The organism is Hymenobacter sp. PAMC 26628, assembly GCF_001562275.1.
In the GTDB taxonomy this organism is placed as follows: domain Bacteria; phylum Bacteroidota; class Bacteroidia; order Cytophagales; family Hymenobacteraceae; genus Hymenobacter.
In genome coordinates, this window is record NZ_CP014304.1 from 3,441,442 (window position 1) to 3,460,813 (window position 19,372).

At 66.4% G+C, this 19,372-nt stretch carries 11 protein-coding genes; 7 read left to right on the top strand and 4 right to left on the bottom strand.

Annotated features, from left to right (window positions below; translation table 11 throughout):
* Positions 1-7 precede the first annotated feature (7 nt).
* Both AXW84_RS15065 and AXW84_RS15070 read right to left on the bottom strand, forming a co-directional pair.
* Positions 8-1,558, bottom strand: coding sequence for a SusD/RagB family nutrient-binding outer membrane lipoprotein (locus AXW84_RS15065; protein WP_068234885.1), 1,551 nt, complete (start codon positions 1,556-1,558; stop codon positions 8-10).
* 45 nt (positions 1,559-1,603) lie between these two features.
* Positions 1,604-4,777, bottom strand: a complete 3,174-nt coding sequence (locus tag AXW84_RS15070; RefSeq protein WP_068234888.1) for a SusC/RagA family TonB-linked outer membrane protein — start codon at positions 4,775-4,777, stop codon at positions 1,604-1,606.
* 463 nt (positions 4,778-5,240) lie between these two features.
* On the opposite strand from AXW84_RS15070, the gene AXW84_RS15075 reads away from it, so the two are divergent.
* The 4 genes from AXW84_RS15075 (at position 5,241) to AXW84_RS15090 (ending at position 8,742) form a co-directional block, all read left to right on the top strand.
* Positions 5,241-6,422, top strand: coding sequence for an acyltransferase family protein (locus AXW84_RS15075; protein WP_068234890.1), 1,182 nt, complete (start codon positions 5,241-5,243; stop codon positions 6,420-6,422).
* Between the two features lie 67 nt (positions 6,423-6,489).
* Positions 6,490-7,086 (top strand): DUF2059 domain-containing protein, encoded by a 597-nt coding sequence (locus AXW84_RS15080; protein ID WP_068234892.1) that lies wholly within the window; start codon positions 6,490-6,492, stop codon positions 7,084-7,086.
* A gap of 15 nt (positions 7,087-7,101) precedes the next feature.
* On the top strand, positions 7,102-7,902 hold the full coding sequence (gene proC, locus AXW84_RS15085) for a pyrroline-5-carboxylate reductase (protein WP_068234894.1): 801 nt from the start codon (positions 7,102-7,104) through the stop codon (positions 7,900-7,902).
* Positions 7,903-8,016: 114 nt separating this feature from the next.
* A complete protein-coding gene (locus AXW84_RS15090; protein WP_068234897.1) occupies positions 8,017-8,742 on the top strand; it encodes a hypothetical protein in 726 nt (241 codons plus the stop codon).
* A 12-nt stretch (positions 8,743-8,754) separates the two neighbouring features.
* Here the strand turns inward: AXW84_RS15090 and AXW84_RS15095 are convergent, their stop codons facing one another.
* Positions 8,755-10,380: a 3-(methylthio)propionyl-CoA ligase gene (locus tag AXW84_RS15095; protein ID WP_204248381.1), complete on the bottom strand. Its 1,626-nt coding sequence runs from the start codon at positions 10,378-10,380 to the stop codon at positions 8,755-8,757.
* Positions 10,381-10,627: 247 nt separating this feature from the next.
* Here AXW84_RS15095 and AXW84_RS15100 point away from each other — a divergent pair, with 247 nt between their 5' ends.
* Together AXW84_RS15100 and AXW84_RS15105 are read left to right on the top strand one after the other, a co-directional pair.
* Positions 10,628-10,927: a hypothetical protein gene (locus AXW84_RS15100; protein ID WP_068234898.1), complete on the top strand. Its 300-nt coding sequence runs from the start codon at positions 10,628-10,630 to the stop codon at positions 10,925-10,927.
* Between the two features lie 74 nt (positions 10,928-11,001).
* Positions 11,002-11,379 carry a GxxExxY protein gene (locus AXW84_RS15105; protein WP_068234900.1) on the top strand — a complete coding sequence of 126 codons (378 nt, stop codon included), beginning with the start codon at positions 11,002-11,004 and terminating at the stop codon, positions 11,377-11,379.
* Positions 11,380-11,431: 52 nt separating this feature from the next.
* On the opposite strand, the gene AXW84_RS15110 is transcribed toward AXW84_RS15105, so the two are convergent.
* Complete coding sequence (locus AXW84_RS15110; protein WP_068234902.1) at positions 11,432-14,551, bottom strand: glycoside hydrolase family 3 N-terminal domain-containing protein; 3,120 nt, start codon at positions 14,549-14,551, stop codon at positions 11,432-11,434.
* A 278-nt stretch (positions 14,552-14,829) separates the two neighbouring features.
* On the opposite strand from AXW84_RS15110, the gene AXW84_RS15115 reads away from it, so the two are divergent.
* Positions 14,830-19,260, top strand: coding sequence for a DUF7619 domain-containing protein (locus AXW84_RS15115; protein WP_068234904.1), 4,431 nt, complete (start codon positions 14,830-14,832; stop codon positions 19,258-19,260).
* Positions 19,261-19,372: the final 112 nt, after the last annotated feature.

Below are 19,372 nucleotides of genomic sequence, written 5' to 3' on the forward strand. Positions count from 1 at the left end.
GGGGCCCTCAGGGCATGTCGAACCACATCGGGCGCGTCACGTAATCGGGGTCGTTGCCGCCGATGCGGGCAATTTCGGCGGGGTTGTAGAGCACCTCGGTGGCCCCGGGCAGCAGGCGGCGCGGGTAGCGCAGCTTGGGGTCGGTTTTGGCGGCTAGTATGGGGTTGGCCCCCACCGGGTAGGCAAAGTTGACGTAGATGGCCGGGTCAAAATCCAGCCGCCGCAGGTCCGACCACGAGTCCGGGTTCAGGAACATCGCAATGTACTTCTGCTCCATGATGGGGCGCAGCGAGGTGAGCGCGGCCTCGGTTTGGGGCACGGCGGCGCTGGCCAGGTAGGCCGCAATCTGGGTTTCGGAAATGATGGGGAACGTGACGGTCGGCGGGGCGAAGGTGCCGCCCCCGCCCACCTTGCGCATGTGGGCCGCAATGCCGGCCTTGAGGGCCGCCAGGGCCCGGGTTTTGTTGCCGGCCCGGTAGGCGGCTTCGGCCTCGATGAACTTCAATTCGTGGTAGGTTATCACCTCGAAATAGCCCAGGTCGCGGGCGTACCAGCTGGCGTAGAAATCGGTGATGTTGGCGGTGCCGGGTATCACGTTGGCCGTGGTGCCGGTGCCCACGCCGGGGTCCACGCCCAGGCTGAACGTAGGCACCAGCACCCCAAACCGCGGGTCTGCCACGCCCGGAAACGTGGTGCCGTTGAGGTACTTGACGATATTAGTCGAGAACGTGGCCGTGCCGAAGTTGGCCCGCGTCACCCCGAAGATGTTGGTCGAGTTCACCACCGGCGACACCGCCGGCACGAACTGAATCTGCGCGTCGTCGGCCGACGTTAGAAACGCCTTGTCGCACAGGGCCAGCACGGCGTTGGGGTCGTAGCTCTGCTTCTTGGTGAGGTGCTGGGCCTCGCGGGCCTTCAGGGCGTAGGCCAGGCGCACCCACTTGGTTTGGTCGCCTTTGTAGAGGATGTCGCCGCTTTCGCTGGGCGTGGTGCTATAGAGCGGGCGCTTGTTCTGGCCGGGGTCCTTGCTCATCTGCACGATGCCGTCGTCGAGCAGCTTGGTCACGCTGGCGTACACGTCCTGCTGGGCGTCGTACCTGGGCGTGAAATTGGCCCCGCCCTGGTAGGCCTCGGTGAAGGGCACGTCGCCGAGCATGTCGGTGGCGTGGGCCAGAATCAGGGCCTGCATAATTTCACCGGCCCCCACGTAGTACGGCGAACCCTCGGCCTGGGCCGTGGCCTCCATGCCCGGGATGTTGCCGCCCGACTGGAAGTACGAGTAGTTGAACGTGTTGGTGCTCTGCGCGTTGGTCAGGTAATACTGGTCGATACCGATGCTATTAGCGGTGCGGCTCGCCACGTACTGCGTGATGTAGGGCGTGCGCAGGGCCGTGAACATCTGCGTCTGGATGCCGTTGGAAATGATGCCCGGCAGGATGAAGTTCGGCGTCGAGGTGGTCGGGTTGTTGGGGTTGTTGTTCACGTCGAGGTATTTCTCGCACCCGCCGAGGGCCCCGGCCCCCAGCAGCAAGCCCAGCCCCAATAGGTAGTGTTTCATACTTTATTTCGGTTATCAGTTACTTGTTTGTTGCCGAACGGCCACCTAAAAAGTTGCGCGCACCGACATGTCCACGCCGCGGGTGGCGGGCACGTTGCCGTAGTCCACGCCGCCCGAGCCGCCGCCGCGCACCCCGGCCCCGGCCGACGCCGTTTCCGGGTCGGCCCCGCTGTACTTGGTCAGCAGCACCAGGTTGCGGCCGGTCACGCTCACGTCCACGCCTTTCAGAAACGACGAGGTGCCCCCCAGCCAGCGGCTGGGCAGCGCGTAGCTCAGGGCCACGTAGCGCAGGCGGGCCCATGAGCCGTCCTCCACGAAGGCCGTGCCCACCCGGTCGAGCACGTTCTGGTAGTAGGCTTGGGTCAGCTCGGCAGCCTGGGTGTTGGGCGCGTAGGTGGTGGTTTTGCTGCCGTCGGGGTTTGTCACGGTGGTGCCCCGCACGCCGCCGAACACGGCGCTCTTGTAGCGCTCGGTGGTGCGCGCCGAGGTGCCCACGTTGGTCTGGTACCAGTCGTTGCCGTTCACCACCACGCCGCCCACCCGGAAGTCGAGCAGCCCGGTCAAGCTCAGGGCCTTGTAAGTGAAGGTGTTGGTGAGCTGGGTGGTGAAGCGCGGGGCCCGGTTGCCAGCGTAGATGAAGGCCGTGCCCGCCGTGGGCAGGCCGTTGGCCCCGATGATTACCTGGCCGTTGTAGGGGCTGGTGGGGTCGTTCACGCGCACGAAATCCGTGGCGGCCAGGCCCGAAATGGCCTTGCCCGGGAAAGCCCCGCCCTCGTGCACGTCGGTCACGAACGTGTCGGACTGGTACACCACGGTGAGCGGCGCGGGCAGCGACTCGGTGTTGTTCGTGTTGTGGTAGAAGTTGGCGATGAGGTCCCAGCTGAAGCCGTTGGCGTTGCGGATGGGCGAGCCGGTGAGGCTGATTTCCTGGCCTTTGTTCGTCACCACCCCGCCGTTGATGTACTGCAAGATGAAGCCCGACGCCTGGCTCACGCGCGGCGCGATGAGCTGGTCCGTCGTGCGCGAATAGTAGTAGTTGAGGTCCAGGCCCAGGCGGTTTTTGAGGAACTGGAAGTTGGCCCCCACCTCGTAGGTGCGGGTGCGCTCGGGCTTGAGGTTGGGGTTGGAGCCGTAGAAGTCGTTGCGGAAGCCGCTGCCGATGTAGGTATTCTGCGTCAGGCTCGACAGCACGCGGTAGGGCCCCGTGTCCTTGCCCACCTCGGCCACCGACGCCCGGATTTTGCCGTAGTTCAGGATGTCGTTCTGCTCCAGGCCCAGGGCCTTGGTGAATTCGTAGCCCAGCCCGGCCGAGCCGTAGAGGAAGCCCTTGCCGAAGATTTTGCCCTCGTTGGGCCGGGGCAGCGTGGACGACTGGTCGTAGCGGGCCTGTACTTCCAGGAACACCTGGTTGAAAAACGTGGTGCTCAGGCGGGCGAAGTTGCCGATGAGGTGGCGTTTCGAGTCGCGCTGCAGGTTGCCCCGGTTCACCGTGTTGTTGAGGCCCGTGAAGTCGGGGTTCTGGAAAATCAGGCCGATGTAGTCCACCGCCTGGTCCTTGTTTTCCTCAATCGTGTTGCCGAACAGCAGCGAGCCGCCGATGTTCTCGCCGAAATTGTGCGAGAGCGTGGCCAGCGTGGTGGCCGTCAGCAGCCGGAACTGGTCCACGGTCTGGGCGATGCCGCCGTTCTGGTTGCCCACCTGCGAGGTGCCCACCGCCCGCACCGACGACGAGCTGGTGGTGTAGAAATCGGTGCCGATGTTGTGGCTCAGCGTGAGCCACTTGGTGGGCGAAAAGCTCAACTGCACGTTGCCGATGAAGCGGTTGGTGCCCTCGGTCTGGGGGTTTTTGGCCACCGTCCAGTACGGGTTGTCGGCGTCGGCGTCGGTGCCGTTGCCCAGGGCTAGCAGGCGGCGGCGGCTGCCGTCGGGGTTAAGGTAGTTGCGGGTATCGTCGCCGCGCGGCCAGTTTAGCAAGCTCAGCAAAAACCCGCCCGACGAGCCGAACAGCCCGGGGCCCTGCAAGGGCCGCTGGCTGGCCGTGCTCAGGTACTGGGCCGAGCCCGTGACGCTTAGCTTGGGCGAAATGGCGGCCGAGCCCGAGAGGCGCACCGTGGTTTTGTCGTAGGAGCTGCTGGGCACCACGCCGTTCTGGTGCAGGTTGGAGGCTGAGGCGAAGAACGAGGCCTTGTCCGACCCGCCCGACATGGTCAGGAAGTTCTGGTAGGTGGTGCTCTTCTGGAAGAAGTTGCCCACGTTGTCGTACACCGGCTGGCCGGGCGCGAAGCGGGCCCCCCACGACTGCCGGGTGGTGCCGTCAAAAATGCCGGCCGAGCCCTGCCCGTACTGGTCCTGCGTTTTGGGCAGGCGGTTCACCTGGTCCACCGATACCTGAGTGCGGTAGTTGAGCGTGGTACGGCCGGCCGAGCCTTTCTTGGTCGTAATCACCACCGCGCCGTTGGCCGCGCGCAGGCCGTAGAGGGCGGCGGCGGCGGGGCCCTTCAGCACGGTCATGCTGGCGATGTCCTCGGGGTTGAGGTCGCCGGCGCGGTTCGAGGCCCCCACCGAGCGGCCCAGCAGCCCGTTGAAGGCGGAGCCCCCGCCGGGGGCCGTGCTTTCCTGGAACGAGCTGTTGTCCATGATCATGCCGTCAATCACGAACAGCGGCTGGTTGTCGCCATCCAGCGAGGTGCCGCCCCGGATGACGATGGCCGCGCCCTCGCCCGGGGCCCCGCCCGAGGAGGTGATGTTCACGCCGGCCACCTTGCCTTGCAGGGCGTTCACCACGTTGGTTTGGCGCGAGTCGATGATGTCCTTGCTCGTCACTTCCTGCACGGCCGTCACCAGCGTACGCTTGTCCTGCTTGATGTTGTAGGCCGTCACCACCACCTCGTCGAGGCCCTTGGCGTCGGCGTCGAGGGCCACGTCGAGGGTGGCCCCGGTGGCCGGCCGCTCCACCGATTTGTAGCCAATGAAGCTGAACACCAGCGTGGCGCCCTCGGGCACGTTGGGCAGCGAGTAGCGGCCGTCGGCGTTGGTGGCGGTGCCCACGTTGGTGCCCTTCACGAGCACGTTGACGCCGGGAATGGGCAGCCGGTCCACGGAGCCCACCACCGTGCCGGCCACGGTGCGGCCGGCGGGGGCCGTGGTTTGGGCCCGGGCGCCGGGGGCCAGCGCGGCCTCCGCCGCCAGCAGGAATCCCGCTAAGTAAAGTCGTTTCATAGCAGCAGCTTGAGGGTTGGGAATGAAAGAATAAGGGCGAAGATTGGACTCCCGGCGCGGGCCGGCGGCGCTATTTCCGGCCGCGGGGGCTCGCAATGCCGGGCAAGAATTACGCGCCGGGCCCCGGCGCAAATGTTTTTATTTATACTGGAAGCGCTAAGATTGCAAAACATTCGGGGAATGTGATTTCGGTGAATTGAAATTGTTCAATATTTCTCCGGTTTTTACTGGAAATAGTTTGCCTTTTACCAGTGATTTTTTTGGATTTAGACAGTCATGCTCACCTGGCGTCCGCGCAGCCGAAGTATCTCTACCGCTTACTAACCATTGATTACTGCTGCGGGAGAGATGCCCCGACTACGCGGGCGCCAGGTGAGCATGACCGCCTAGATATCTCTCGACTAGCTCCCAAACCTACCCAGTCCACCCGCCCGCCCGGGCCAACCCTGCCTTTCCCTCCTCCATGCGCGCCACCACCCAAGCCGCCCTCGATACCACCGGGGCCCTGCCCCTGGTCGAAACTTCCCAGCCCGGCCGCCTCATCAGCCTCGACGTGTTCCGGGGCCTCACCGTGATGGCCATGACGCTGGTGAATAACCCCGGCGACTGGGGCCACATCTACCCGCCGCTGGAGCACGCCGAGTGGAACGGCTGCACGCCCACGGACCTCATTTTCCCGTTTTTCCTGTTTATCGTGGGCGTGAGCCTGGTGTACGCCCTCGACGGGGCCAAGCGCCGCGGCGACCCGCGGGGGCCCCTGGTGGCGCGGGTGGCGCGGCGGGCGGCGCTGCTGTTCGGGCTGGGCGTGCTCACGTCGCTTTACCCGCATTTCGATTTTTCGACGGTGCGCATCCTGGGCGTGCTGCAGCGCACGGGGCTGGTATTTTTTGGGTGCAGCGTGGTATTTCTGACCACCGGCTGGCGTGCCCAGCTGGCCATTCTGGGGGCCCTGCTGGTGGGCTACGCGGTGCTGCTGCAAGTGGTGCCCGTGCCCGGCGTGGGACCCGCCAGCCTGGAGCCCGAGGCCAACCTGGGCGCCTGGCTCGACCGCCTCGTCATCACCGTCCCGCACCTCTGGAAATCGTCGCGCACCTGGGACCCTGAGGGCCTGCTCGGCACGCTGCCCGCCCTGGGCACGGGCCTGCTGGGGGCCCTGGCTGGCCAGTGGCTGCGCCGCCCGGGCCCCGAGCCGGCGGCCAAAGTGGCCTGGCTGTTCGTGGCGGCGGGCGCGGCCATCGTGCTGGGCCTCGTCTGGAACGGCTGGTTTCCCATCAACAAAGCGCTGTGGACCAGCTCCTACGTGCTGTACGCCGGGGGCCTGGCCCTGGCCACGCTGGCGGCCCTGTACTGGCTGTGCGACGTGCAGGGCTACCGCCGCTACACCGGCCCGGCCCTGGACTACGGCGTGAACGCCATCACGGTGTTCTTCCTGTCGGCCATCCTTTCGCGCACGTTCGGGCTGTTCCAGCTCACGGGGCCCGAGGGCAACGCACTGGGCTTCAGCGAGTGGCTGTACCGCTGGGGCATCGCGCCGCTGTTCCAGGACCCGCGCAACGCCTCGCTCGCCGGGGCCCTCACGCTGGTCGTTATTTGGTGGGGCATCCTGCACTTGATGCGCAAGCGGGGCGTGATTGTGAAGGTGTAGGGCCCCAGCGTGGCGGGGTAATGCCGGGCGAAACCGTTATTTGCGCCCTCCCCTTCTTTCCCTCGCAATGCGCAAATTCCTCTTCCTATTCGGCGCCCTGGGCTTTGCCGGCGCGGCGGCCCAGGCCCAAACCACATCAACGGCCGTGCCCGCTGCCGCCCCGGCTTCGGTGCCGCTGCCGGCGGCGCAGCGCATGGCCGCGCTCGACTTGCTGACGGCCATGCAAACTGAGCAGCAGCTAGCCGGCCAGATGGACCTAATGCTTAGGTCGCATGAAGCGGCGCAGGCGCAACTCCTGGCTCAATCGCCGAAGCTGCAAACCCCGGAGCGCAAGGCCCAGCAGGCAGACATGCAGGCCAATATGCGCGAATTTTACCAGAAGTCCGTGGGTTGGGATGCGGTGAAGGAAAACATGGTGCAAGCCTACGGCAGCACCTTTAGCGCCGACGAACTGCACCGCCTCGCGGCCTTCTACCGCTCCGATACGGGGCAAATGCTGCTTCGCAAACAGCCCGAAGCCTTCCGCCTGGTAGCAGCGGCTGCCCAGCGCCGCACCTTAGCCCTGATGCCCGAGATGCAACGCCTGATGCAGGCCCAGCATAAATGGAGTGACATCCAAAAGGCCACGCCCAAAATGCCGGGCCAACAGCTTTATCTTCAATAATTTACTTTTATAAACTTGAAAATCCTCATCATCGGCGGCGGCAACATGGGCCTGACCTACGCCCGCAGCTTCGTGCGCGCCCACATCACCTCGCGGCTCGACCTGCGCCTGCTGGCCCGCTCGCCCGAGCGGGTGGGGGCCCTGGCGGCCCACGAAATCGGCACGGTGTGGGGCACGCCCGAGGAGTGCGTGCCGGGCGCCGGCATCATCATCCTGGCCGTGAAGCCGCAGGACTCGGGGGCCCTGTTTGCGCGGCTGGCTGGGCTGGTGCGGCCCGAGCAGGTGGTGCTCAGCATCATGGCGGGCGTGACGGTGGCCACGCTGCGCGAGGCGCTGGGCACGCCCAAAATCATCCGGGCCATGCCCAACCTGCCCGCCCAAATCGGGATGGGTATGACGGCCTTCACCAGCACCGACGAGGTGAGCCGCGCCGAGCTGGTGCAGGTGCAAAACCTGCTCAGCACCACCGGCAAAACCATTTACGTAGAAAACGAGGCCGCCATCGACGCCAGCACGGCCATTTCGGGCAGCGGCCCGGCCTACGTGTACTACTGCATGGACGCGCTGATGGCGGCGGCCGCCCAAATGGGCTTCGCCCCCGCCGAGGCCGAGCTGCTGGTGAGCCAGACCTTCCGCGGCGCCGTGGAGCTGTACTCGCAAGCCGGCCTAAGCTGCGCCGACTGGATTGCCAAGGTCTCGTCCAAGGGCGGCACCACCGAGGCGGCCATGCGCGCCTTCGGCACGGGCCAGGTGCGCGAGGGCCTGATGGCCGGCGCCGGCGCCGCGCGGGACCGGGCCGAGGAGCTGGGCCGGTAGCCTGCGTGCGGGGCCCCAACTTGAGCGGTGCGATGGCCACTACTTCACGTTGCGCCGTAGGACAGCGGTTAGGGTTGCGTCTTGCCTAACCGCTACTACTTTCCGCCTTTCCACATGCGCCTACTCCTCCCGCTACTAGCCTTGTTGAGCAGCCCGCTGGTTAGCGCGCACGCCCAAGGAATTACAGACCCGAACGACGGCATTCGGGGCGTTGCGGACTCCAGGCAGCGTGAAAATCTTGCACAGGGGCGGAACCCTCCCCTAAGCGGCAAGGCCACCCCGGCCGGCAACCAGCCCGCCAAAATGCTGGGCGGCGGCACCACTTACCTCTTCTCCTATTGGACAAAAGGCGTGTTGCGCTCCTACACAGGGGCCACGCGACACGCCTGGGTGAAGTATAACCTGATGGACCGCCAGCTCATCACCCGCACAACTGCTGGCGAACTGTCCGTCGAGCATGTGGTGAACATGGACACGCTGCGCGAATTTACGATAGGCGATTCGGCCCAGAGCCTGCGGGTTGTGTACCGGCGCTACCTCCAGGCGCGGGTGGCCAAGCCGGCTCTGCGCACGGCTTTTTTTGAGGTGCACTACGACGCCGGGCGCACGGCCTTGCTCTGCCAGCGCACGAATTTTCCGAACCGGGCCGATGTACTTGAGTACTTCGTAAAAACGCCTGACAACCGCATCCTGCCCGTGAAGCTTGACGCCGAGCCGCTGCTGGGGGCCCTGGGCCCCGGGCGTACCCCCGCCCTGGCTGCCTACGCCCGCCAGCACCGGCTGGAGCTAAGCCGGGAGGCCGACGTGGTGCGGCTGCTGGCCTACTGCGACACGCTGTAGGCCAGCCAGTTTCTACGCCACTTCGTAGCCCGCAAAGTCTTTGCGGAGCTGGGTTTTGAGGAGCTTGCCGGTGGCGGTGTGGGGCAGCTGGTCCACAAATTCTACCGCGTCGGGCTCCCAGAACCGGGCCACTTTGCCTTTGAAAAAAACCAGTAATTCTTCGGCCGATACCTCATGGCCCGGGCGGCGCACCACTACCAACAGCGGCCGCTCGGCCCACTTGGCGCTGGCCACGCCGATGACGGCGGCCTCGGCCACGGCGGGGTGGGCCACGGCCAGGTTTTCGAGCTCGATGCTGGAAATCCACTCGCCGCCCGACTTGATGACGTCCTTCGAGCGGTCGGTGATTTGCATGAAGCCGGCCGCATCGATGGTGGCCACGTCGCCGGTGCGGAACCAGCCGTCGGCGGTGAGGCGGCCGGGGTCGAGCTCGCCGTAGTAGTCGCCCACCACCCAGGGGCCCCGCACTAGCAGGTCGCCGAAGGCCGCGCCGTCGTGGGGCAGGGCCCGGCCGGCGTCGTCCACAATCTTCATGTCCACCCCGAACAGTACGCGGCCCTGCTTTTGCAGCACCGCCTTTTGGTCGGCCAGCGGCAGCGCCAACTGGCTGGCTTTGAGCACACCGGCCGTACCGAGCGGGCTGGTTTCCGTCATGCCCCAGGCGTGGCGGATGGTTACGCCCAGCTCATTTTCAAAGGCCTCCATTAGGGCCGGCGGGCAGGCCGAGCCGCCCACTACGGTGCGCTTCAGGGTGCTGAAGCGGTGGCCGCTTTGGCGCATGAACTGCAACAGCCCCAGCCAGATGGTGGGCACTCCAGCCGAGAACGTGACTTGCTCGCTTTCAAACAGTTCAAATAGGCTGGCCCCGTCCAGGCCGGGGCCCGGCAGCACCAGCTTGGCCCCGTTGAGGGGCGCCATGTAGGGGAAGCCCCAGGCGTTGACGTGGAACATGGGCACCACGGGCAGCACCACGTCGAGGGCCGAGCAGCCCAGGGCGTCGGGCAGCGAAATGGCCAGCGCGTGCAGCACCGTGGAGCGGTGCGAGTAGAGCACGCCCTTGGGCTGGTCGGTGGTGCCGGAGGTGTAGCACAGCGAACAGGCCGTATTCTCGTCGAACATCGGCCATGCGTAGTCTGCCGTTTCGGGGGCCAACAGGGCCTCGTAGCTGCGCAGGCCGGGCAGCGAGGAGGTGGCCGGCAAGTGCTCGGGGCCCGCCAGCAGCACCCACTCTTCGACGTGCGGGCAGTGCGGGGCCAGCTTTTCGGCGAGCGGCAGGAACGTTAAGTCAAAGAAAATTACCCGGTCGCGGGCGTGGTTGACGATGTAGACCAGTTGCTCGGCAAAGAGCCGCGGGTTGATGGTGTGGCACACGGCCCCGATGCCGGCCACGCCGAAGTACAGCTCGAAGTGGCGGTGGGTGTTCCAGGCCAGCGTGCCCACCCGGTCGCCGGGCCCCACGCCGAGGCGCTGCAGGGCCCCGGCCAGGCGGCGGGCGCGGGCATCGGCAGCGGCGTAGGTATAGCGGTGAATACCGCCCTCGGGCAGGCGCGACACGATTTCGGTGTCGGCGTGCCACTTGGCCGCGTGTTCGAGCAGGGCGGCCACGCGCAGCGGCGCGTGCATCATGAGGCCTAACATAAGCAAAAGCGGGTGGGGTGGGAACAGGCCCGGAAGATAGACACGCGCCGCACGTTTGTGCCCCTTCGCCAATCTTGTTGTGGGCCTTTCGTTGAAGCGGGGGGCCCAGCCCATCGTTTTTCTAAATGTAGCTCCCCCAACCTTCGGCCGATTTTCTGGAAATTAGCTACCAACCCCACAACGACATCCTGGTGGGCCGCTGGCTGCGGCCCGTTACGGAAGCCGAGGCCCGGCAAGGACAGACGACTTGCTGGCCGCTGCCCAGCTGCACCACGCCCGCTACTGGCTGCTCGACATCCGGCGGCGGCACCGCAGCGCACCGGCCACGCTTGCCTGGCTGCTGGGCACTTACTACGACCAGCTGGTGCGCACGCTGGGGCCCCCGGTGTGCATGGTGTACTTCACGGCGCCCGGCCTGCGCGAAGAATTTATGCAGGACGATGTGGTGCCCGAGCCGTACACCTACGACGGCCGGCCCTTCCGCATGAACCAAACCATTACCGAAACCGACGCCGTAGCCTGGCTCCAAGCCGAGCAACGCGCCTGAAAAATTTCACGCAGGGTTGCGCAGTGTTAAACCGCAGTGTTTCGCGGTGTTGTTCTTTCGGCGTTTATTTGGGAATGACGGAGAATGAAATTTCTTTTGAGGTGCGGCGAGCGGCGTTTAAGCTACACACGGAGTTGGGCCCCGGGCTGTTGGAATCGGTGTATGAAGTAGCATTGGCTTACGAGTTGCGCCAGCGTGACCTGCTGGTCACCACTCAGGTGCCTCTGCCCATGGTGTACGCGGGTATACAAATGGAAGTGGGTTTCCGCCTCGATGTAGTAGTGGCCGGAAAAGTAATCGTTGAAATAAAGTCGGTAGAGACTTTGCAAGAAGTACATTTTAAGCAGCTGCTAACGTACCTGAAATTATCCGGCTTAAAGCTGGGCCAACTCATCAACTTCAATGTTGTGAGCCTAAAAGACCATATGCACCGCGTAGTGAACGGCCTTTAGAACAACACCGCGAAACACTGCGGTTTAACACTGCGCAACCCTGCGTGACAGCTCACCGCACGCTCTCGATGGCCACTTGCATAAGGCCGGTGCGCACGCCCACTTCCGAGATTTTGCCGTTGCGCCGGGTGGGGTGCACGCGGTTGGAGAGGAACACGACCACGAGGCCGTACTTGGGCTCGACGTAGAACGAGGTACCCGTGAAGCCAGTGTGGCCGTAAGCCGCCGGCGACGAGCTTTTGGCGAAGTTCAGGCTGGGGTTGGCCGCGGGCCGGTCGAAGGCCAGGGCCCGGCGGTTGTCGGGGCAAAACTGGCAGCTCGTCCAGTCGGCCAGGATCTTTTTATCGAAGAGCTGCTGGCCGCCGTACTGGCCGCCCCAGGCGTAGGTCTGCACGAGCTTGGCCACGTCGTTGGCGTTGCCGAACAGGCCGGCGTGGCCCGAGAAGCCGCCCAGCAGGGCCGCGCCCTCGTCGTCGACGGTGCCGTGCAGCAGCTGCCGGCGGAAGGTGGAGTCGTACTCGGTGGGCACGATGCGGGCCAGCGGAAAGCGCCGCGCCGGCCGGAAGCCCAGCGTGGTGGCCCCCAGCGGCCGGTACACGTCGCGCCGCAAAAAGTCCTCAAACGCCAGCCCCGACCGCGCCCGCACCAGCTGCGGGTACAGGATGAACGACAGGTCGGAATACACGTAGCCGGGCTTTACGTTGAGCGGCGAGGCCCCAATTTCCTGGTTAATGCGCGCCGGCAGCTTGCGGCTGGCCCACAGGCCCCGGGCCGCCAGCAGCGGGAACCGGGCCGACGAATCGGCGCGGAAGTAGCGGCGGCGCAGCGTGCCCCGGCGGTTGGTCAGCTCTTTCCAGAACGGAATCCAGGCCTTGAGGCGGGCCTGGTGGGCCAGCACCTCGCGCATGTTCAGGCCCGCCTTATTGGTGCCGCGCAGAAACGGGAAGTAGTTGCCCAACGTGCTATCGGGACTAAACTTACCTTCTTGCTGCAACCGCAGCAGCGCCGGCGTGGAGGCCAGCAACTTGGTGAGCGAGGCCAGGTCGTAGAGGTCGTCGTCGGCCACCGGGCGGGGCGTGGTTAATGTGGGAGATGTGCCTGAATGTGAAAATGTAGGAGATGAGTTTTTACCCATCAATTTATTCCTCTCATTTCCCACATTCTCCACATTTATTTCGCCGGCGTAGGTTTGGTTGCCGTAGCTTTTGCGCAGCACCACGGTGCCGTTGCGGGCCACCACCACCTGGCAGCCGGGCACGGCCTGCGCCGCCAGGGCCCGGCCCACGAGGCTGTCGATGCGCGCTTCGAGGCGGCCGTCGAGGCCCACGTCTTCGGCGTTGGCGTAGCGCAGGCGCAGGCCGCCTTCGGTTTTCAGGCCGAAGCCGCGCGGCAGGTTGTTGGCCACCGTGACGGGCAGCGTGCCCTGGGCCCCTACGCCGCCAAAAATGAGCTGGGCGGCCAAGCTCTGGGCGTCGGGGCTTTCCTGGTAGGCCAGCACCACGGCGGCGGCCCGGTCGAGGTCGCGCACCTTGGCCACGGCGTAGGCCGAACCGAACACACTGAGCACCAGCGTTTGCCGCTGGCCCGCCAGCTCACGCAGCAGCAGGTTGTCTTCGGGCGTGATGCCGAAGTTGGTGGCCGGCAGGCGGCCCAGGCCTTGCAGGCTCACCAGCACCAGGTTGTAGGGCTTCAGGGCCGCGCGCAGGCGCACCAGCTCGTCGAGGGTGGGGTTGGCGGTGGCGTGGAAGTGGGCCGTGGGCACGTAGTCAGCCACCGCTCGTTGGAAGGCCGTGGTGTCGCGCGGGGCCCCGCCGAGCACCAGCGTGGCCACCCGCAGCGTGTCGAGGCGGCGCAGGGGCAGCAGGCTCTTTTGGTTGCGCAGCAGCGTAAGGCTCAGCTCGGTGAGGCGGTGGCTGAGGTAGCGGGCGTGCGGCGGGTTGAGGTCGGCCACCAGGTTATTGAGGTCGATGGGCCGGTAGTGGTTCAGGCCGGACCATTGCTTGAGGGCCAGCACGCGGCGGCAGTGCTGGTCAATTTCCCGCTGCGAAATGCGGCCGCTGTCCACGGCGGCGCGCACCATTTGCAGGGCCAGCGGCACGTTGCGGCTGAACTCCAGGATGTCGTTGCCGGCTTGCAGGGCCCGCACGTCGGCCTCGCCGGGCGGGTACTTGCTCGTGACGCCCTTCATGTTCATGGCGTCAGTAAAAATCAGGCCGTTGAAGCCCAACTGGCCGCGCAGCATCCCGGTAATCACCGGGCGCGAGAGCGTGGTGGGCGTGCCCGTGGTGTCGAGGGCCGGCACGTTGAGGTGGGCCACCATCATGCCGCCCAAGCCGTTGGCAATCAAATTACGGAAGGGCGGCAGCTCCAGCGAATCGAGGCGGCGGCGGTCCACGCGCACCGTGGGCAAGGCCAGGTGCGAGTCCACGTCCACGTCGCCGTGGCCGGGGAAGTGCTTGGCCACGGCCAGCACGCCCGCGTCCTGCATGCCGCGCATGTACTGGCGGCTGGCGCGGGCCACGGCGGCCGGGTTTTCGCCCCAGCTGCGGAAGCCGATGACGGGGTTGGCGGCGTTGTTGTTCACATCCACCACCGGGGCGAAGTTGACGTGCATGCCCAGGCGCCGGAACTGCCGGGCCACCTCCGTGCCCATGCCGTAGAGCAGGGCCGTGTCGGCCCCCGCCACCGCGCCCAGGCTCATCTGGTACGGGAATTTCTCGATGCTATCCAGCCGCATGCCCACGCCCCACTCGCCATCCAGGGCCACCAGCAGCGGCACCCGGGCCTGGCCCTGGTAGCGGTTCAGCAGCTTGGACTGCCGCACGGGGCCCCCCTGGAAAAAAATCAGCCCCCCGATGCCGTACTGCTGCACCAGCGCCGACACCGAATCTTCGTCAATCCGCTGGCGGTTCGAGTAGGCGGCCACCATGAACAGCTGCGCCGCCCGCTGGTCGGGCGTGAGCACCCGCATCAGCGAATCGACCCAGGGCGAGTGCAGGTACTGCGTGAAGGCGGGCGCGACGGCGGCCGGCACTTTGGGGCCCCGGGCAATGGTTTTGGGGCGGGTGGCGCGGTGCGTGGGCCGGGGGGCCGGGCGGCGCTGGGCGGGGGCCAGCAGCGGGGCCGCCAGTAGCAGCAGCACCAGCAGGCGGTGGGCAAGCGAGGAAACCAAGGGCGGAGCGGGTTTTTCTTGCTAAGATAAAGCGCTGCCCCCAGCATGCCTTGGGCCTGTACGCTGGGGATGCCCAATGGGCAGCTACCCGGGGCCCCCCTGGCGCCGGGGCCGGCGGATGCCCTGGGCGGGCCGCACCCAGACCGCATTTCGTTGCTTTCAATACCTTAGACTTAGCGCCGTGAAGCCCTGTTACTTATCTAATAATAACCAAGATGCAACTTATCCGGGGCCCTCTTATTACCCTCTTTTTCCTTCGGCAGCATTTTAGTTGGCTTATGAATAAATATTTATTCCTATTGGTGTTCTGGGGCAGTACGCTGGCGTGTTTTGGCCAGCTGCCTGCTTTCCGTCTCACCAAAACCATTGGCACGCCCGTCCTTTTTCCCGAAGACGTGGCCGTGGACCGGGCGGGTTTCATGTACCTGCTGGACGGGGGCGGCGTTACCAAGCTGGCCCCCAGCGGCGAGGTGGCCCAGAGCATTACGCTGGAGCAGTACGTCAGCGGCGGCTTTGGCCTGGGGGTGGACGGCGCGGGCAACCTGTACGTCTGCAATTACACCTACGGCAGCGTTGGCAAATACGACCCCACCGGCAAGCTGCTGCTCCAGATTGGCGCGGCGGGCAGCGGCCCGGGGCAGTTCCGGGAGATGAACAGCCTGGCCGTGGACGCCGCCGGCAACGTGTACGTGGCGGACACCGGCAACAACCGCGTGCAAAAGTTTGACACCAACGGCCGGCTGCTGTTTGAATACGGCGCCACTGGGGCCGCCCGGTTGAACCGCCCCATGGACGTGGCCGTGGACGCAGGCGGCTCCGTGTATGTATTCGACAACAGTTTCAACGTCACCAAGCTCTCGGCGGCCGGCGTGCTCTTGCAGACCATTCCGCTGGAAGCGGCGCAGGTTTATTACGACGAAGCCACCGCCATTGCGGTGGGCCCGGCGGGCGACTTCTACGTCACCACTTTTCGCGGCCGGTCCATTCAAAAGTTTACCAAAGACGGGGTGCGGGTGAACACCGGCAGCGCCTACAACTTTTTTGACGGCACGCACACGCCCCTCGCGCTCGACGCCGCGGGCAACCTTTACGCCACCAACCGCGACCACCACGGCAACAGCAAGCTGTTCAAGTTCGACCCCAGCGGCCAGGTGCTCAACAAGTGGGGCAACCTCAACACGTTTTACCCGCTGGCCCAGGACGAGGCCGGCAATTACTACTACTTCGACCAGCGCCTGGGCAAGGTGTGCAAGTACAACGCCGCGCACCAGCTGCTGGCCCAGTTCGCCGGCTACGGTTCGGCCGACGGCCAATTTTCGGCCAGTGACAACGTGTTTGCCCTCACCCTGGACGAAGCGGGCAACCTGTACGCGCTGACTGCAGGCTTCACCAAATCCAGCATTCTTAAGCTCGGCCCCGATGGGCGCTTTCTGGCCCGCTACACCGATTTTGGGGGCAACATTACCTATTCTTCGTCCGGCATTGGGCTGGCCGTGGACGCGGCCGGCAGCATGTACGTAACCGACTATTACGGAGGCTGCGTGCGCAGAATCGGGCCGCAAGGCCAGGTATTGCCAGCCATCGGCACCTGGGGCACCGGGGCGGGCCAGCTTTGGCTGCCGCAAGCCGTGGCCGTGGATGCCCGCGGCTTCGTGTACGTGGCCGACAACGTGGGCCGGCGGGTGCAACGCTTCACGCCCGGCGGCCAGCTGGTGCGCGAGTTTGGGGCCCGCACGACGATGAACACCTCGGTACCGGTGTGCACGGTGAGCCTGGCCGTGGACGAATCGGGCAACATGTACGTGAATAGCCTGGACGCGGGCACGCAGGTATTCGACCCCGGCGGCCGGGGCCAGACGCTGCTCCCGCTGAAAGGCGTTATCAACCGGCGGGCTACCCGCCTCATCTCGGTGAGCGGCGACGTGCTCCGCTTTTATGCTGCCGATAATGTGCACCGGGAGAACTTGCTCACGGGCACCGTGTTCGACGACCGCGACGGCAACTGCGTTCGCGACGCAGTGGAGCCAGGCTTGCCCGGCATCGCCGTGGTGGCGCAGCCCGGCGACTACTACGGGCTTTCGGACGAAAACGGCAACTACGTGATTGCCGTGGACACCGGGGCCTACACCGTCCGGCAGGTGCTGCCCACGCAGGAGGTGGGCCGCACCATTGCGCCCGCCTGCACGCCGGCCGCCCCGCCCCTGTCGTTTGTTTCCTACGGCAGCACCCTGCGCGGGCCCGACTTTGGCAATTCGGTGAGCACCGCGCCCTACCTGAGCGTGAGCGTGGGCGCGAACCGGCGGCGGCGCTGCGCCCGCGGCGTGACCACCGTGGCGTACGCCAACACGGGCTTCGCGCCGGCCCGGGGGGCCCAGGTAGTGGTGGCCCTGCCGCCCTACGTGGTCCTGGTGGACGCCGACGCGGCGTACACCCGCGACGCTCAGGGCCGCTACGTATTTGCCGTCGGCGACGTGGCTCCTTACCAACGGGGCCGCATCACCATCCAGGATTCGGTGGTGTGCGGCAACACGGCCATCCGCGGCCTGACGCTGTGCACCAAAGCATGGATTACGCCCGCCAATACTTACCCCGAGCCGGCGCAGTGGAACAAGGCCTCGATGGACATCCGCAGCGCCTTGGAGCCCAACGGCCAGGTGCGCTTCGCGCTGCGCAACCGGGGCCGGGGCCCCACCACCGACAGCCTCACGTTCCGGGTGTACCAGGACGCCCAGTTGGCCCTCACGCACCGGTACGCGCTGGCCGCGGGCGACAGCCTGGTGCTGCGCATCCCGGCCACCCGGCCGGTGGTGCGCCTCGAAGCCGACCAGCCCGCCGGCCACCCCCTGCAAGCCCGCACCAGCGCCACCGTGGAAGTGCCGGCCCAGCGCACCAGCACGGCCCCGAGCGCCGCCATGACGGCCCTGCCGCCCGACGCCACCGGCCCCGAAACCGCCGAAGACTGCCAGCCGGTGGTCGACTCGTTCGACCCCAACTACAAGCAAGTGTTCCCCACCGGCACCACCGCCCAGCACTACACGCCCACCCAAGGGGCCCTGCACTACCAGGTACGCTTCCAGAACACGGGGACCGACGACGCCTACTACGTCACGGTCATTGACACGCTGTCGGCGGACCTGGACCTGAGCACCTTGCGCCTGGGCGCGGCGTCGCACCCGTACCGGCTCACCGTATCGGGCAAGCAGCGGCCCGTGCTCACGGTTACTTTCGGCGGCCTTGCGCTGCCGCCAAGCACGCGCGATGCGGCGGGCAGCCAGGGGTACGTGCAATTCAGCATCTGCCCCAAGCCGGGCCGGGCCCCGCAAGCCCGGGTGGAGAACTACGCCGACATCGTTTTCGACTACAACGCCCCGGTGCGCACCAACACCACCGTGAACCGGCTCTACGACGCCCCCGACCAAGTGGCCCCCCCCCTGGCCTACGAAGCCGTGGCCGCGTCGCCCAGCGTCGACGGCTTCGCGCCCGCCGAGGGCCGGGCCGGCACGCTGGTGACGGTACGGGGCCAGCGGTTTGCCGGCACGCCGGCCCTGAACCGGGTGGCCTTCAACGGCGTAGCCGCGCCCGTGCTGAGCGCAACGGCCACAGCGCTGACGGTGCGGGTGCCGGCGGGGGCCACGCCCGGAAAAATCCAGGTGGCCACGCCCGACGGGGCCGCCCGCAGCCGCGCCGATTTCGCCGCTTTTTTGCCGCCTACCCTAGCGGCAGTGGCCCCCAACGAAGGCGTGCCCGGCGCGACGGTTACGCTCACCGGCACCGGGTTTTCGCCGGATAATCGCCTGGACTCGGTGGCGTTCAACGGCGTGGCCGCCGTGGTTCGGAGCGCCTCGGCCACCGAGCTGGCGGTTGAAGTGCCGGCTGGGGCCCTGCTGGGCCCCGTGAGCGTCCGAGCCCCGGGCGGCCGGGCCGAAAGCACGCAGCCGTTTCGAGTGTGGTACCCACCGGCCATCGCCGGCTTTGCCCCGGGCAAGGGCCGGGCGGGCACGGTGCTGACCATCACCGGCACCAACTTCGCCGAAACGGCCGCCCGCAACGTGGTGGCGGTGGGCGCGGCCCCGGCGCAGGTGGTGCAGGCCTCGGCCACCGAGCTGCGGGTGCTGGTGCCGGCGGCGGCCCAATCCGGCGCGCTCGTGGTGCACACCCCCGGCGGCCAGGCGGTGGCCGCGGCGAATTTCATTTTCGTCCCCGCCCCGGTCATTGCCGGTTTCGAGCCCCGGGAGGGCAGTGTGGGCACGGTGCTAACCGTTACGGGCCGTTATTTCAACGCCGACAACCAGCCGGACACCCTTTACGTGAACGGCGTGGCGGCCCCCGTGCTCAGCACCAGCGCCACGCAGGCCACGATTCGGGTGCCGCGGGGCGTGCACACCGGTCCCGTTTCCGTGGCCGGGGCCGGCGGGCGGGCCCGCAGCGGAAGCAACTTTTTAGTCCTCGACCTCACGCCTGCGGAAGCCCTCGCCGTGTACCCCAACCCCACGCGTGGGCAAGTGACCGTGGATTGGCAGCGGGCCGATTTCCTAGTGCAGGAAATCAGCATCTACGACGCCTTGGGCCGGCTCGTGGCCCACGAAGACGTTGGCAGCGCGGCCTCACCAACGGCAACCTTTTCTTTGGCGAACAGCGGCCGGGGTTTGTACCTCGCCGTTATTCGGACGGCCCGGGGGCCCGTAGTCAAGCGCATCGCCGTGTTTTAGCAGCTGCGTATTTTGCCGAGCCGCAGAACCGGCATGGTAAAACACGCCGCTGCTTCGCGGGGCATGCGCAGCCGACTTGCTTCAACGGGGCGCGGGGCCAATGCGCGAAAGT